This window comes from Polynucleobacter meluiroseus (assembly GCF_900205755.1).
In the GTDB taxonomy this organism is placed as follows: domain Bacteria; phylum Pseudomonadota; class Gammaproteobacteria; order Burkholderiales; family Burkholderiaceae; genus Polynucleobacter; species Polynucleobacter meluiroseus.
In genome coordinates, this window is record NZ_OANS01000002.1 from 153,760 (window position 1) to 169,334 (window position 15,575).

Consider the following 15,575-nt stretch of genomic DNA (forward strand, 5'->3'; position numbering starts at 1 on the left):
GACGATTGCTTTCCTCTAGGCTGCGATCAATTGGTTGACGAATTGCTCTAACTGGGCGGGTGGTAAAGCGCCACTAATGCGCTGGAGTTCTTTGCCATACTTAAATGCAGCCAGGGTCGGAATAGAGCGAATATTAAACTGTGAGCCTAGGGCAGGCTCTGCTTCCGTGTTTACTTTGACGTAAATAATTTTCTGGGCATGTTTGATGGCGCTCGCCTGAAACGTGGGCGCAAATGATTTGCAGGGGCCACACCAAGGCGCCCAAAAATCCACGATCACAGCTAGGCTTGTTTGCGTAATGATGTCAGTAAATTGACCAGTGTTGGCGTTGATAGGTAAAGAGAGTAAATCTTGCTTGCAGGCGCCACAAATTGGCCCTTGTAGCAATTTTTCATTGGGAATGCGGTTCCCCTTTGCGCAATGCGGACACTGAATGATCATGTAAAACCCCTGACGAATTACTGACCCAAAAGAATTTCGAGTTTGTCAGTATCGATGCAAAAATTGCGTATGCCTTCAGCTAACTTCTCCGTAGCCATTGGATCATTATTTAACGCTAATCTGAACTGCGATTCATCTAATTGCAATTGCCCAATTTGTTCCGCGCTGATTGCAGTCGCAGAGTCCAGTGCATTTAATCTCCTAATTACTGGAGAATCATTTGTTTGAAGCTCATTTAAAAGCTCAGGGCTGATTGTCAATAGATCACACCCAGCTAGTTCGAGTATTTGCTGAATATTTCGAAAGCTTGCGCCCATGATTTCGGTTGAGATGCCGTAATGCTTGAAGTAATGAAAAATACGCCTGACCGAAGTCACGCCGGGATCATGAGGGCCGCCATTGCTAAGATCATTCCATGCATTGCCTAATTTGGCTTTATGCCAATCCGTGATGCGCCCAACAAAGGGGGAGATTAATTGCGCATTCACTGCGCCGCAAGCGGCCGCTTGAATGAGCGAGAAAACTAAAGTGACGTTGCAGCAAATGCCTTCAGCCTCTAAAGCTTTAACGGCTTGAATGCCTTCCCAAGTAGCGGCTATCTTAATAAGAATACGCTGGCGATCAATTCCATGTGATTCATACAGCTCAATTAAGCGTTTGGCTTTAGCGATAGTCGCTGCAGTATCAAAAGAAAGTCTAGCGTCCACTTCTGTTGAGACGCGCCCTGGAATAATTTTGAGGATTTCTAAGCCGAAAGCCACCAACACCTCGTCAACCAATTCAGCGGGCCTTAGGTGGGGGTGCGATACCTTTAACCCTTGCAATATATGCGTGTAGTTTGGCTGTTGTGCAGCCTTTAAAATTAATGAGGGATTTGTCGTGGCGTCACGCGGTAGATAGGCTTTCATGCGCTCAAAGTCGCCTGTATCAGCGACGACAATTGTCATCTTTTTAAGTTGATCTAACGCAGTAGTAGTAGTAGTCATTGGACAATGAAGTGTTTTATATTTAAGCAATCATGTTCAATATCATATGATAGATATATTAATTACTCCAAAAGAGTCTAGATGAGGGCCTCAAAGTAGATGAATCAGGATCAACTAAAACAATTGGTGGGGGAGGCGGCTCGTGATGAGGTGCTCAAGCTGGCTGCAGGGCAAATCATTGGCGTAGGTACTGGCTCGACGGTCAATTACTTCATTGATGCGCTGGCACCTCACGTAGATCATTTCGCTGGCACTGTCTCTAGCTCTAATGCGACTACAGAGCGCCTGCTTAAGCATGGATTTAGTGTGCTTGATCCTAATAGTGTTTCTTCACTACCCGCTTATGTCGATGGCGCAGATGAAATCGATGCTGATGGCAATATGATTAAGGGCGGGGGCGGCGCTTTAACCCGTGAAAAAATTATTGCCTCTATGGCAAAGCAGTTTATTTGCATCTGCGATACCTCCAAACAAGTGCCCACCCTCGGAAAGTTTGCCTTACCAGTAGAAATTATTCCTTTGGCTCAAGGCGTGGTGGCCCGTAAATTGGAAAAGCTAGGCGGGGTAGTTACTCTTCGTTTGGCTAAAAATACCCGTTTGGATCTTGAGCAAACTCCCAGCCAACCATTTGTGACGGACAACGGGGGGTGGATTTTAGATATTGCCGGTCTTGTTATTACCGATCCATTATTGCTGGAATCGCAAATCAATCAAATTGCTGGGGTGATTTCAGTGGGCTTGTTCGCCCAAGAAAAAGCAAGCATTTTGTTGGTTAGTGGTACTTCGGGCGTGAGTCGAATCACTTTCTAAATAAAAAACCCGACGGGGTATCCCATCGGGTTCGTTTGCCATGGTTTCCATGGCGAGGCAAATGGAAGAATGATGTTCCGAGTGCCCAATAAGCATATAGATATGCTTAGCTTAAGTGGCTTGCGCCAATGTGATTGGGCACTAATGCTACCCAACCACAACTTCATCCTATGCTTCTTCAAATCCACCGTCAAGCATTTGCACAACATATTCATTTAATTTAAGTAATGCAGTGCAGTATTTAAAAAGCTTACTCTGCCTCGGGCACATAACCCTGCGCCATATCGGCACCGCCCTCGAAGAAGTACTTCTCCACTTGTTTTAAAAGATACTGACGCGCTCTAGGATCGGCCATATTTAAGCGATTCTCATTAATCAACATGGTTTGATGCTTTAACCATCCAGCCCAGGCCTCTTTCGAAACTTGATTCCAAATTTTCTTGCCGAGATCCCCGGGTAAGGGAGCAAAGTCCATGCCCTCGGCTTCTTTATTGAGTTTGATACATTGAACCATCCGTGCCATTGCTAATGCCTTTCTAAATGCGTTTTGTTTAATGCCAAGTAATGCTTATAGGTCTTTGGTTAAGACCATTGACTTACGGTCCCAGTTGTAAATTTGCTTTCTTTCTTGCGGCAAGTCATCCACAGAGGCGCGTTTAAAGCCACGCTTTAAAAACCAATGTTCTGTTCTAGTTGTTAGTACAAATAATTTCTTAATACCTTCTTGCTTTGCACGCATTTCAACCCGCTTGAGTAGGCGCTCTCCATCACCTGAACCTTGAACATCTGGATCGACTGCGAGGCAAGCCAATTCACCAATACCATTGGGAAAGGGAAAGAGGGCGGCGCAACCAAACAAGACGCGGTCGTGCTCAATCACGGAGAACCGGTGGATATCCCGCTCGATGACATCTTGGCCGCGTGCAGCCAAGATACCTTCTTCTTCCAAAGGACTGGTGAGCTGCAAAATACCACCAACGTCATCTTGATTTGCTTCACGCAAATTCTCAATATCGGATGAAGCTAACATCATGCCAATACCATCATGCGTGAAGAGTTCCTCAAGCAGAGCGCCATCCTGATTTGCGGGCAAGAAATGTACTCGGCTAACGCCTGCACGAATCGCTCTTCCGGAGATGTTGAGTAGGTTTTTCATACCCAGGTCTAAATCGGGATGCTGTGTAATGTACTCGTTTAATTGCGGCATTGACATTTCGGTGATGAAATCACCGTCACTATCTTTTAAGCCTGGGTAAGGGCTGAGGAAAATCAATTTATCCGCCTTGACAGCGGCCGCGGTTGACGCGGCAACATCCTCGAAGGCTAAGTTAAATGCTTGCCCAGTGGGGGAGAATCCGAGTGGGGACAGCAACACAATTTTGTTGCTATCTAAAGAGATTTTGATGGAGGTCGAATCGACCTTACGCACTAAGCCAGTGTGAATGTAATCCACACCTTCAACTACGCCCACTGGCATCGCTGTAATAAAGTTACCTGAAATCACCGAAATACGTGAACCTGCCATTGGGGTGTTTGGCAGCCCACGACTAAAGGCGGCCTCAATGTCTAATCTTAATTCGCCGGCCGCTTCTTTCACACACTCTAAAGCGGCGGCGTCGGTGATGCGGTAGTTGTGCATAGCGCTCTTACCAAATTGACTTTGGATATTGCGCAGTGTGAGTTGCTCTTCGATTTGTGGGCGAATGCCGTGAACCAAGATGATGCGCATGCCCATCGCATGGAGCATGGCGATATCCTCAATCAAGTTCTCAAGGCCGATCTCTTGGGCCAGCTCTCCTGCAAAAGCGATGACAAAGGTCTTTTCGCGGAAGCTGTGGATATAGGGCGCTACGTCGCGCAACCACCCCACGAATGGAAAATTAGGACTTGTTTCTTCAGAGTTGGAAACGGAATTCGGTGCATTTGTCGGCATAGTGAGAAAATTATAGGGTGCAAGAGCCTATAAACCAACAAAAACCCGATGAGAGCCTCATAACGGCATCCACTTCCAATAGTCGCCGGAAGCTTGAAATCCGATTTCCCGAAGAATTACCGGTCTCGGGTCAGCGCCAGATTATCAAAGATGCCCTGCAATCTCACCAAGTGGTGATAGTTTGTGGCGAAACTGGCTCGGGCAAAACCACCCAGTTGCCCAAAATCTGCCTAGACCTCGGTAGAGGCACCCTAAACGGCGGCAAGCTTATCGGCCATACTCAGCCCCGTCGTATTGCGGCGACAGCCACAGCCAAGCGCATAGCTCAAGAGCTAGGCACTCCTTTAGGTCAAGACGTGGGTTATCAAGTGCGCTTTGCCGATAAAACTAGCCAAGGCACTTCAATTAAGTTGATGACGGATGGCATTTTGCTGGCGGAGACTCAGCGGGACCCCCAGTTGAAGGCCTATGACACGCTCATTATTGATGAAGCGCACGAACGTAGCTTGAATATCGATTTTCTGCTCGGCTACTTACGGCAATTGTTGCCACAACGTCCGGATCTCAAGTTAATCATTACCTCTGCAACAATCGATGCGCGGCGTTTTGCTGAGCACTTTACCCTAAATGGCACGCTAGCACCCGTAATCGAGGTGAGTGGCAGACTGTTTCCGGTTGAGCAGCGCTATGCGCCTCTCGAGCCGGATGCTCGGCCCGAAGGCAAGAAAGCCTCAAAAGAGGCTAAAGAGATCCCTGAGGCAGTCACCGAGGCAATTGGAAATGTTTGGCGCGAAGGATCTGGCGGTGCTGGCGATGTGTTGGTCTTTCTGCCTGGGGAGCGAGAAATTCGGGATTGTGCAGAGGCATTGCGTAAAGATCCGATTTTGCAGCAGCGCTTTCATCCGGAGATTCTCAGTCTATTTGCGCGTCAGTCGGTAGCTGAGCAGGAGCGTGTGTTTAATCCAGGCAATGGTCGGCGCATCATTTTGACAACGAACGTCGCTGAAACTTCCCTCACCGTACCTAATATTCGTTATGTGATTGATAGTGGCCTAGCTCGCGTCAAGCGTTATTCCTACCGCAATAAAGTAGAGCAGTTGCAAATTGAGCCGATCTCGCAAGCCGCTGCCAATCAACGGGCGGGACGTTGTGGTCGAGTTTCGGATGGTATTTGTATTCGTCTTTATAGCGAACAGGATTATCAGGGTCGCCCACCATTTACCGACCCTGAAATCTTACGCAGCTCACTTGCTGCAGTGCTGCTGCGCATGACCTATTTGCGCCTACCCAAAATTCAAGATTTTCCTTTTATTGACAAGCCATTGGGTAGGGCAATTGCTGACGGAGTGCAACTGCTCGATGAATTAGGCGCTATTGCTTATATTGAGCAGGCAGGGGTAAGTCAGCAAGACTCCAATCGCTTATTTAAACTGACGCCCACTGGAAAACAATTAGCCGATCTGCCTTTGGACCCTCGTATAGGGCGTATGTTGCTAGCCGCAAAAGAACAAAATGCCTTGCGTGAGGTCACGATCATTGCTTCCGCGCTTGCTACGCAAGATCCACGCGAGCGCCCAATGGATCAAGCCGCTGCTGCTGATCAAGCCCATTTACAGTTCGCAGATGAGCGCTCTGAGTTTTTGAGTTTTGTAAAACTGTGGGATTGGTATCAAGACGCTCTGAAACATAAACATAGTAACCGCCAGCTTGAAGGGCTCTGCCGCAGTAAGTTTTTATCGCCTAGAAGGTTGCGTGAATGGCGTGATGTGCACGGGCAGCTTCATACGATGCTCGGGGAAAAAGCCTGGAAAGAAAATGCCTTACCTGCTACCTATGAGCAAGTTCATCTCGCACTTCTTACGGGTTTGCTTGGTTATGTTGCCAAAAAAGAAGAGGATGAAAAATCCCAAGAGCGAGCGAGCAAAACTGGGGGCTATGTTGGCGCCAGAGGGATTCGCCCTTTTATTTGGCCTGGATCCACGATTGGTAAAAAAGCAGGGGCCTGGATTTTGGCAGGGGAGTTGCAAGAAACCCATCGTATGTTTGCCCGCACGATTGCCAAGATAGAGCCTCAATGGGTAGAGCAGGTTGCAGGACATCGATTGATTAAATCCTTGAGTGATCCTCTTTGGGATAGTCGTCAAGGTGAGGTCATGGCGTTTGAGCGAGGCACCTTGTACGGTTTGCCGATTTATCACGGCCGAAAAGTGCGTTATGCGCCGTACGATCCCGAACTGACTCGTGAACTATTTATTCGCCAAGCGTTGGTGCAGGAGGAAATGTTTGGGCGGATGGATACGCCAGCCTTAATGCGTGAGACCGAAGCTGACGCTAGAAAAAAATATCCCAATTGTTTTGGATTCTTTTGGCACAACCGCCGCCTCATCAAAGAAATTGAGGCACTTGAGCACCGCTCTAGACGTCCGGACGTTTTAGTTGATGATGACTTGTTGTGCGCCTTCTACGAAGCACGTATTCCTTCACAGGTGATGAGTAGAGAGGGTATGCGAGCGTGGCTCAATGGAAAGTTGGATGAAGGTGGTTTAGAGGCAGATGCCCAACTTCGTTTATCAAAAAATGATTTGATGCGGCATGAGGCGGCTGGCATCACAGTGGATAGGTACCCGAAAAAAATGGTGGTTGGTGGTTCCGAGCTCAGTTTGACCTATCACTTTGAACCTGGCAGCCCCAAGGATGGCGTTACCTTAGTTGTCCCGTTAACTTTGTTAAATCAAATTGATAGTCGTCGTTGTGATTGGTTGGTGCCGGGAATGTGCGAAGAAAAAGCGCTTTTGCTTCTCAAATCGCTTCCCCCAAAATTACGTCGCCATTGCGTCCCCTTGCCGGAATATGCAAAGTCATTCTTAGAGCGCGCGCTAGAGGGGGGTCTATTTGGTGTTGGGGATTTTTTAGAAACGCTAATCAAAGATATTCGTAAAGAGCGGGGCTTAGAAATAAAAGCCACAGACTTTAGGATGGAGTCCCTGCCCGCACATTTGTTTATGAATTTCCGTTTAATTGATGAGCATGGCCGTCAACTCAATTTGGAGCGGAATCTATCGCGCCTTCGATCGGAGTATGGTGAAACTGCACGCAATGCTTTTCAGGCGATTGCGCATGAGGTAGCTCAAACAGATTTGGGGATTAAATCTTCAGCGCCTGAGTCACGCCCAGAGTTGACAACAACTACTCCACCCCAGAGATTAGTAGAGCAGGGCGGCTATCGCGCCTGGGACTTCGGAGAGCTTGCTGAGACTCTAGAACTTCAGAAAGGCAACCAAACTTTGTATGGTTACCCGGCCCTCGTAGATCGGGTTCAATCATGCGACTTAGAAGTCTTTGATGATTTAACAGTCGCTAGAAGAGCTCACTGGCAAGGACTGCGTCGCCTCTTTGCTTTAGCAAATAAAGATACCTTGAAGTCACTGCAAAAGCAGTTACCAGGCATTCGGGAGTTGGGTTTATTGTTTATGAATATTGGTTCAGCAGACGATCTGGTTGAGCAAATATTGCAACGAGCGCTTGAACGTGCGTTTATGCACGAAGCCCTACCAGTCAATGCCCAGCAGTTTGAGGAATGTTTACAGGCCGGCAAGCCCAGATTGGCTTTGATTGCACAAGAAATTGCAAAACACACTTTGGCCGCTTTGCAGGCTTATGCTGATTTACTTAAAAAATTGCCGCAAGCTAAGGCTATCTCCCCTAAGGCTCATAGCGATATTCAGTCACAACTTCAGGGCTTAATTACCCCAAGGTTGGTCGCTAATATCCCTTATGCACAACTCGTTCATTTGCCCAGGTATCTCAAGGCAATTGCATTGCGCATTGAAAAACTCCGAACCAATCCAGCTAGAGACGCGCAGTGTCAAAATGATTGGGAGTCTGTAGAGCGTCCTTGGCAAAAGCGCATGCAGGGGCACAAGGGCAGTTCAGGCCACGCAGTCAACGAAGATCAAGCTTTACTCGATTTTCGCTGGCAACTAGAGGAGTTGCGAGTTGCTCTGTATGCTCAAGAGCTAAAAACGCCCAGCCCGATGTCTCTCAAACGACTTGAGAAAGTGTTGGCAAGTTTGCGCTAAGCCTTAAAGCTGTTGAATCTGTTGGGTTCTACCATTTTCCTACGCATGTTTACAATGGGAGATATGTCCAAATACCTCAGAAACAGTCTTTCCAGTAGCCTTCCGAAGCTAGCCGTTGCGGCTTTCGGCCTATTTAGCATTGCCTTACAAGCTCAAACGCCAGCCCCCGAGGTAGTCGATTCCAAGGCTCAGCCCAAAGTGGCGATCGTGCTGAACTCGGCAGGTGCTTCAGTCAGCTTGATTGATATGGCTACACACAAAGTCATAAAGACGATACCGGTCGGTAAGCAACCCCACCACTTAATGATGTCTCCTGATCAGAAGAGCTTATTAATTGCGAATGCAGCGGGAAATGATGTTGTTTTAATGAATCCCCTCAATGGCGAATTGACTGGTCGAATTCCGGATGTGATTGATCCTTACCAAATTGGCTTCTCACCAAACCATAAATGGTTTGTTGCTAACGGCAACCGCTTAGATCGGGTGGATATTTATTCTGCCCAAGGCACCGCGTTAAAGTTAGTCAAATCAATTAAGTTGGGTAGAACGCCTAGTCATATTGCCTTTACCGCCGATAGCAAATTGGCTTTTGTTACCCTGCAAGATTCTGATCAGCTGGCTGCCATTGATCTAGACTCGCAAAACGTAATATGGACTATACCCACGGGTAAAGTTCCAGCGGGGTTATGGATGACCCCGGGCGATCAATATCTTCTTATTGGTATTACTGGAGAAGACTACGTGCAAGTGATCGATTGGAAGAATCGTAAGGAAATTAAGCGCATCACTACTGGCAAAGGCGCGCACAACTTTCGACCCCTCGGCGATAAAAAGCATGTATTTGTAAGTAACCGTATTTCCTCGACCATCAGCCTGCTCAATATGCAAACATTGGAAAAAGTGGGTGACATCACTGGTCTGCCATCGGGACCTGACGATATGGAAATCACGCCGGATGGCAAAACCTTATGGGTGACTTTTCGGTTTTCCAAAAAGGTTGGGGTGATTGACATTCCCAGCATGAAATTGCTTGATGTGATTCCCGTTGGAAAGTCTCCTCACGGCGTATTTTTCTATCCACGGGCGGCTTGGGAATAAAGAGAGCACATGAAGCTTCAGCGCCGCTTTTTCTTAGCTATTGCAGCGCTACTCATGTTTGGTTGCGCAACTTCGGTGTTTGCACAAGCCGCTGCCTGTAAAAAAACAGTTTATTTAACCTTTGATACTGGCAATATGTCAGTTGCTCAGACCGTAGCCGATATTCTGCATCGACAAAACGTTAAGGCGACCTTTTTCTTGGCAAATGAGAAAACGAGTCGTGGCGATTTTGCTTTGGATGATTCTTGGAAAAGTTATTGGCAACGCCTCCTCGCTGAGGGACATCACTTTGGTAGCCATACGTATGATCATGTCTACTTTGTAAAAGATGGGCCTTTGGGCGAAGTCTACGAGAAACCGCAGTTTGGTCCCAAGGCGGGCATGACTATTTTGTACAAAGAAGCGATGATGTGTCGTGAAATTCGTCGAGTAAATGACCGCTTTTTAGAATTAACCTACGCACCTATTCAAAAGATCTGGCGCGCCCCTGGGGGCAAAACATCCCCTCGTTTAATTCAAATGGGTGATGCTTGCGGATATGACCATATTGGTTGGAATGCTGCCGGTTTTCTGGGTGATGAGCTTAATTCCAAGTCCCATCCGAACGCTGTATTGCTGGAGAAGGCGAGCGTTCAGTTGCAGGATGGAGACATTGCCATGGCCCATTTAGGCATTTGGTCCAGAAAAGATCCTTGGGCGCCGGCTGTTTTAGAGGCATTAATTGCGAAGCTTAAGGGCCGCGGATTCTGCTTTGCTACGCTACCGAAAATGAGCAATTAAGTCATAATAGGGAATGGAAAGCGGCATTTTATTCTCTTATTTATCTGACGGTTACAGTTGGGCCGAAGATTATCTTTTCGCCAATGTTGTGAGTCCGTTGTTGTATCAACTAAACCTCACCGCTTGGACCGAAGATATCTACGATGGCCTCGACTGGTTTCTGTTGGGTTGCATTCAAATCCTCCTGATTGCCTTGGTCCTGAGAACGTGGGAGCGATTCCACTATGCCGAGGTGCAAGAGCGTTTCGCTAAAGCAAGTAAAGCAGATTTCATCTACACCTTAATTCATCGCTTAGGAATATTTCAAGGCATCATTTTTATTGGCCTCTCGGGATTTTTCTTTGAGTTTGATTCTGTTTTGCATGATTTTCGATTTGACAGACTTAACGTGGAGTCTTGGTGGCCGCCCATTACGGCAATTCCCGTTGTCAGCTTCCTCATTTATTTCATCATGCTTGATTTTGTTGACTATGTTTACCATCGTGCAAGTCACGCTTTTAATTGGTGGTGGCAACTACATGCCTTACATCACAGTCAAACGGTAATGACCGCTTGGTCTGATAATCGCAATCACTTTTTAGATGACGTTCTACGAGCATTGACCTTTGCATTCTTCGCATTACTATTTGGTGTTTCTCCAAGTCAATTTATTCTGATTGTCGTCATTAGTGAATTTATTCAAAGTTGGCAACACGCCAACATCAAGGTGGACTTGGGTCTCTTAAGGTACCTTATTGTCTCTCCGCTCTATCACCGGCTGCATCACGCTGTTGGTTATGGGTATGAGGCTCCTGGAAAACCGGGTGTGCTTGGAGGTTGTAACTTTGGCGTCTTATTTCCTTGGTGGGATATGGTATTTGGTACGGCCATTTTTACCAAAACCGTGTACCCAACTGGCGTCCGTAATTTAGAGCTGTCGAATGATATTTTGAGTCAGCAATGGCAAACTCTGCGTCACGCGATTAACGAGTTGCGTGGCAAATGAGGCTGGCTACCCCATGACGTCTGGGCTACAGCTGGCTTTAAAGTCATTTGGAGTAGCTCTGATTGGCATGATGCATCCAAAAATGCTGTGGTTTAGCTTGCGTCCATTCTGTATTGTCTCGCTTTTTTGGGGTGGTTTAATCTGGGCTATTTGGACGCCAGCATTAGAGATCCTGAACCAATTTTTAACTACCTCGCTTTTCACAAGCTGGATTCAAAGTGGCTTGATTTGGGCCGGCCTAGAAAATGCCAGAGCATGGATTGCACCCCTTTTTTTCGTCACCCTGATTATTCCCTTGATCACCATCAGTCTGCTGGTATTTATTGCCTTTGCTACAGTCCCACAGATTGTGCGCAATGTCGCTCTGCATAAATCCTATGTGGATATTGAGCGCAAGAAAACGAGTGGCGTATTTGGAAGCATTGCTTACACACTTTGGTCTGCTTTACTTTGTCTAGTCATCGCCATATTGACGTTGCCTGTCTGGTGGATACCGCCGCTTGTCGCCGTACTTCCACCCTTACTGTGGGGTTGGCTGACGATGCGCTTAATGTCTTTTGATGTTTTGGCACAGCACGCTAGCAGTGATGAGCGAAAAAAACTCATCGATCGGTATCGTTGGCCCCTCTTGAGCATGGGTATTATTACTGGAATGGTAGGGGCTGTGCCCACCTTTTTTTGGGCAAGCTCAGTGTTGGCTTTAGTGTTCTTTCCAGTGGTGAGTTTTTTTGCTCTTTGGATCTATTCCCTCATTTTTGTTTTTGCTGCTTTATGGTTTACTCATTTCCTGTTGAGCGCCCTAAAGGAGTTGCGCCAAGCTGAGTTGCATTTGCCACTGCCTGTAAACACACCGATCGTATAAGTGGAGCTGTCTTGTCATGGTTGATTTAAAAAAAATAGTAACAATCGAGGCACCCAAAACTCTGGCTAGGCGTTTTGGATTGATTGTGATTGGCGATGAAATTTTATCGGGTCGCAGACAAGATAAGCATCTTAGTAAGTGTATTGAGTTGCTCAAGGAGCGGGGCTTAAGTCTTGCTTGGGCCAAGTATGTCGCTGACGATATCGAGCAAATCACTGCAACCTTAAAAGAAAGTTTTGCTAGTGGCGATGTCGTATTTAGTACTGGCGGTATTGGCGCCACTCCCGATGATCACACGCGGGAATGCGCAGCTTTAGCTTTAGGTACTAAAACGGAACTCCATCCAAGCGCGCAAGAGCTGATTGCAGGGCGTATTCAGTCTATGGCGGAAGGGGATCCTGTTTTGGCGGATCTGAGTACTCCAGAAAATCAACATCGTTTCAAAATGGGTGAATTTCCCTTAGGTAGCGACATCATTCCCAATCCTTATAACCAAATTCCTGGCTTCAGTATTAAAGAGCATCATTTTTTACCAGGCTTTCCTGTGATGGCAGGGCCGATGATGGCATGGTGCATGGATACTTATTATTCCGACTTATTTCATCAAACGGATCAGCAGGAGCAGAGCTTTATTGTCCCCAAAGGTATTGAGTCGAATTTGACCCCCTTAATGGAGCGTATTGAGGCGAACTTTCCAGGGGTAAAGGTATTTAGTTTGCCTTCAGTTGGTGACGCGACAAAAGGGGGTGTTTACGCCCAGCGTCATATTGAGCTCGGCATTAAAGGGAGCGCGGCCTTGTTAAAAGATGCTTGGATTGCATTACGAACGGGCACACTGGCGCTGGGTTATGAAATTCACGACATCACCCCCGCCTAATTGCACTATTTTAGTGCGTTTTGGGCCATTTTCTGCCTAAGCAACCCTATTTCAGCACTTCATTAGTGCAATAATCAATGTTCTAGCGGGGTTGCTTGAGTAAATTAGAGTTCATTAAAAGCAACTTGGCTGCTTGAAACAAACAAAGTTCATAGAGGAGATTTGCATGACGAAGACCGTCGCTGATGTAATGAAGTTAGTTAAAGAAAAAGAATGTACTTTTGTTGATTTCCGCTTTGTAGATACAAAGGGTAAAGAGCAACACACCACGGTTCCTATTTCTGCATTTGATGAAGATAAGTTCGAGAGTGGCCACGCTTTTGATGGCTCATCCATCGCTGGTTGGAAAGGGATTGAGGCGTCTGACATGCTATTGATGCCAGACCCAACTGCTTGCTACATCGATCCATTCTATGAAGAGCCTACTTTAGTTATTACTTGTGACGTGATTGAGCCGTCCGATGGTAAGGGCTACGATCGTGATCCCCGTTCTATTGCTAAGCGCGCTGAATCCTACTTAAAAAGTACAGGTTTAGGCGATGCCGCTTACTTTGGCCCAGAGCCAGAGTTCTTTATTTTTGACGGCGTGCGTTGGGGCGCTGACATGCAAGGCTGTTTTGTGAAGATTGATTCTGAGGAAGCCCCTTGGTCATCTGGCCTCGAAATGGAAGGCGGCAATCCAGGTCATCGTCCAGGTAAAAAAGGCGGGTATTTCCCAGTTGCACCAGTGGATACTTTCCACGACATGCGTTCGGAAATGTGTCTCATTCTTGAGTCCTTGGGCATTCCAGTCGAAGTTCACCATCACGAAGTTGCTGGCCAAGGCCAAAATGAGCTAGGTACCAAGTTCAGCACTTTAGTCGAGCGCGCTGACTGGACTATTTGGCAGAAGTATGTTGTGCAAAACGTGGCCCATGCTTATGGCAAGACCGCTACCTTTATGCCAAAGCCTGTTGTAGGTGATAACGGTTCTGGTATGCATGTGCACCAGTCTGTATGGAAAAATGGCGAGAACTTATTTGCTGGCAATGGTTACGCTGGTTTATCTGAATTTGCCCTCTTTTATATCGGCGGCATCATCAAGCACGCTAGAGCATTGAATGCGATTACCAATCCAGGTACGAATTCATACAAACGCTTGGTGCCTGGTTTTGAAGCGCCAGTGAAGTTGGCTTACTCTGCGCGTAATCGCTCTGCGTCTATTCGTATTCCTCACGTCTCAAGCCCTAAGGGACGCAGGATTGAAACACGCTTCCCTGATCCATTAGCTAACCCATACTTGGCATTCTCTGCCTTGTTAATGGCTGGTTTAGATGGCGTGCAAAACAAAATTCATCCAGGTGAAGCTGCAGACAAAAACCTATATGACTTGCCACCAGAAGAAGATGCAAAGATCCCAACCGTTTGCGCAAGCTTGGAAGAGGCGTTAGCGGCTTTGGACAAAGACCGCGAGTTCTTGACGCGCGGTGGAGTCTTTACTGATTCCATGATTGATGCTTATATCGCACTGAAGATGGAAGATGTCACACGTTTCCGTATGACTACTCATCCTATCGAATTCGATATGTATTACTCTTTGTAATCGAAGGAAAGAAATTGAGCGCAGGTCTATTGCGCAATTCGTTCAAAGGGGCAGCTTCGGCTGCTCCTTTTTTTCCGACATTGCTCGATCAAATGCCCAATGCTATCGTGGTTTTCGATGCTGAAAACCTCAAGCTAGCCTATGCGAATCCTGCCGCAGAATTAGCGCTTGATGCCTCCCGTAAATCGCTTGAGGGTCAATCTATACCTGACTTGTTTGGTGACAATCCACCACTCAACAACATGATTTCCGAGGTCTGTGCAGGTCATTTTTCTACCCAACGTCAAGAGCTGGTGTTGCATGCCTTGCCTGGAAGTATTCATCAAGATTCAACTCCAGCACATGTAGTAGTTGCACTGTTAGACGACCCCAGCTTAGTGATTATGGAGTGGTTTCCAATTGATCAACAGTTGCGCAGCGAGCGTGATGAGAGGGTCACCCAACAAGTTGAAGCCAATAAACAGCTCATGCGTAATTTAGCGCATGAGATCAAAAATCCTCTCGGAGGTATTCGGGGGGCGGCGCAGTTATTGGAGTATGAGTTGCCGCATAAAGGTTTGCATGAATACACCCAAGTCATCATTAAAGAGTCCGACCGTTTACAAGCTTTAGTAGATAGACTGCTGGCGCCACATCGCAAAGCCCATGCGATGGAGTTATTTAACGTACATGAAGCGCTTGAGCGGGTGCGCAGTTTGGTGTTGGCTGAATTTCCCAAAGGCTTAAGAATTATTCGCAATTACGATACAAGCCTGCCCGATATATTGGGAGATCGTGAACAGCTTATTCAAGCTACACTAAATATCGCACACAACGCAGCTCAAGCTTTAGGTGAAGAGATAGAGCAGGGCACCGCACAGATTGAATTAAAAACCCGTGTGGCCCGCTCAGTAACGATTTCAAAAAAACGCTACAAACTAGCTTTGAATTTGCATGTCATCGATAACGGACCTGGTATACCGGAAGATATTCGCGAACGTATCTTTTTTCCTTTGGTGTCTGGTCGAAATGGCGGCAGTGGTTTGGGCCTTACCTTGGCACAAACCTTCATTCAGCAGCACCAAGGGTTCGTCGCTTGTGAGAGCCGGCCCGGTCATACTGACTTTCATATTCAAATTCCATATCGCACTCAGGAGAAATAA

Annotated in this window: 13 protein-coding genes; 9 read left to right on the forward strand and 4 right to left on the reverse strand. The window is 47.0% G+C overall.

Features of this window, described 5'->3' with window-relative positions:
• Positions 1–15 precede the first annotated feature (15 nt).
• Both trxC and tal read right to left on the reverse strand, forming a co-directional pair.
• The gene (gene trxC / locus CP950_RS03975; protein WP_096672584.1) at positions 16–441 is read right to left on the reverse strand and encodes a thioredoxin TrxC; all 426 of its coding nucleotides are present in this window, start codon (positions 439–441) and stop codon (positions 16–18) included.
• Positions 442–458: 17 nt separating this feature from the next.
• Entirely contained in the window at positions 459–1,427 is a 969-nt protein-coding gene (tal, locus tag CP950_RS03980) for a transaldolase (RefSeq protein WP_096672585.1), read from the reverse strand.
• Positions 1,428–1,526: 99 nt separating this feature from the next.
• Here tal and rpiA point away from each other — a divergent pair, with 99 nt between their 5' ends.
• Positions 1,527–2,237 carry a ribose-5-phosphate isomerase RpiA gene (gene rpiA / locus CP950_RS03985; RefSeq protein WP_096672587.1) on the forward strand — a complete coding sequence of 237 codons (711 nt, stop codon included), beginning with the start codon at positions 1,527–1,529 and terminating at the stop codon, positions 2,235–2,237.
• A 250-nt stretch (positions 2,238–2,487) separates the two neighbouring features.
• On the opposite strand, the gene CP950_RS03990 is transcribed toward rpiA, so the two are convergent.
• Both CP950_RS03990 and argA read right to left on the reverse strand, forming a co-directional pair.
• A complete protein-coding gene (locus CP950_RS03990) occupies positions 2,488–2,760 on the reverse strand; it encodes an oxidative damage protection protein (RefSeq protein ID WP_096672589.1) in 273 nt (90 codons plus the stop codon).
• Positions 2,761–2,805: 45 nt separating this feature from the next.
• On the reverse strand, positions 2,806–4,170 hold the full coding sequence (argA, locus tag CP950_RS03995; protein WP_096672591.1) for an amino-acid N-acetyltransferase: 1,365 nt from the start codon (positions 4,168–4,170) through the stop codon (positions 2,806–2,808).
• 17 nt (positions 4,171–4,187) lie between these two features.
• On the opposite strand from argA, the gene hrpA reads away from it, so the two are divergent.
• From hrpA to glnL, 8 genes are all read left to right on the forward strand, one after another.
• Positions 4,188–8,249 carry an ATP-dependent RNA helicase HrpA gene (gene hrpA / locus CP950_RS04000; protein ID WP_096672593.1) on the forward strand — a complete coding sequence of 1,354 codons (4,062 nt, stop codon included), beginning with the start codon at positions 4,188–4,190 and terminating at the stop codon, positions 8,247–8,249.
• Positions 8,250–8,312: 63 nt separating this feature from the next.
• A complete protein-coding gene (locus CP950_RS04005; protein ID WP_096672595.1) occupies positions 8,313–9,347 on the forward strand; it encodes a YVTN family beta-propeller repeat protein in 1,035 nt (344 codons plus the stop codon).
• Between the two features lie 9 nt (positions 9,348–9,356).
• Positions 9,357–10,127, forward strand: a complete 771-nt coding sequence (locus tag CP950_RS04010; protein WP_096672597.1) for a polysaccharide deacetylase family protein — start codon at positions 9,357–9,359, stop codon at positions 10,125–10,127.
• Positions 10,128–10,140: 13 nt separating this feature from the next.
• Positions 10,141–11,112: a sterol desaturase family protein gene (locus CP950_RS04015; RefSeq protein ID WP_096672599.1), complete on the forward strand. Its 972-nt coding sequence runs from the start codon at positions 10,141–10,143 to the stop codon at positions 11,110–11,112.
• A gap of 13 nt (positions 11,113–11,125) precedes the next feature.
• On the forward strand, positions 11,126–11,974 hold the full coding sequence (locus CP950_RS04020) for an EI24 domain-containing protein (RefSeq protein WP_096673069.1): 849 nt from the start codon (positions 11,126–11,128) through the stop codon (positions 11,972–11,974).
• Between the two features lie 16 nt (positions 11,975–11,990).
• Positions 11,991–12,851, forward strand: coding sequence for a competence/damage-inducible protein A (locus CP950_RS04025; RefSeq protein ID WP_096672601.1), 861 nt, complete (start codon positions 11,991–11,993; stop codon positions 12,849–12,851).
• 166 nt (positions 12,852–13,017) lie between these two features.
• A complete protein-coding gene (gene glnA / locus CP950_RS04030) occupies positions 13,018–14,433 on the forward strand; it encodes a type I glutamate--ammonia ligase (protein ID WP_096672603.1) in 1,416 nt (471 codons plus the stop codon).
• A gap of 29 nt (positions 14,434–14,462) precedes the next feature.
• Positions 14,463–15,575: a nitrogen regulation protein NR(II) gene (glnL, locus tag CP950_RS04035; protein WP_419185576.1), complete on the forward strand. Its 1,113-nt coding sequence runs from the start codon at positions 14,463–14,465 to the stop codon at positions 15,573–15,575.

Bases quoted from the DNA above. Each gene is read 5' to 3' on its own strand.
- trxC (WP_096672584.1), bottom strand. From the start codon at position 441: ATGATCATTCAGTGTCCGCATTGCGCAAAGGGGAACCGCATTCCCAAT.
- rpiA (WP_096672587.1), top strand. From the start codon at position 1,527: ATGAATCAGGATCAACTAAAACAATTGGTGGGGGAGGCGGCTCGTGAT.
- glnA (WP_096672603.1), top strand. From the start codon at position 13,018: ATGACGAAGACCGTCGCTGATGTAATGAAGTTAGTTAAAGAAAAAGAA.
- CP950_RS04010 (WP_096672597.1), top strand. From the start codon at position 9,357: ATGAAGCTTCAGCGCCGCTTTTTCTTAGCTATTGCAGCGCTACTCATG.
- tal (WP_096672585.1), bottom strand. From the start codon at position 1,427: ATGACTACTACTACTACTGCGTTAGATCAACTTAAAAAGATGACAATT.
- argA (WP_096672591.1), bottom strand. From the start codon at position 4,170: ATGCCGACAAATGCACCGAATTCCGTTTCCAACTCTGAAGAAACAAGT.
- CP950_RS04015 (WP_096672599.1), top strand. From the start codon at position 10,141: ATGGAAAGCGGCATTTTATTCTCTTATTTATCTGACGGTTACAGTTGG.
- CP950_RS03990 (WP_096672589.1), bottom strand. From the start codon at position 2,760: ATGGCACGGATGGTTCAATGTATCAAACTCAATAAAGAAGCCGAGGGC.
- CP950_RS04020 (WP_096673069.1), top strand. From the start codon at position 11,126: ATGACGTCTGGGCTACAGCTGGCTTTAAAGTCATTTGGAGTAGCTCTG.
- CP950_RS04025 (WP_096672601.1), top strand. From the start codon at position 11,991: ATGGTTGATTTAAAAAAAATAGTAACAATCGAGGCACCCAAAACTCTG.
- CP950_RS04005 (WP_096672595.1), top strand. From the start codon at position 8,313: ATGTCCAAATACCTCAGAAACAGTCTTTCCAGTAGCCTTCCGAAGCTA.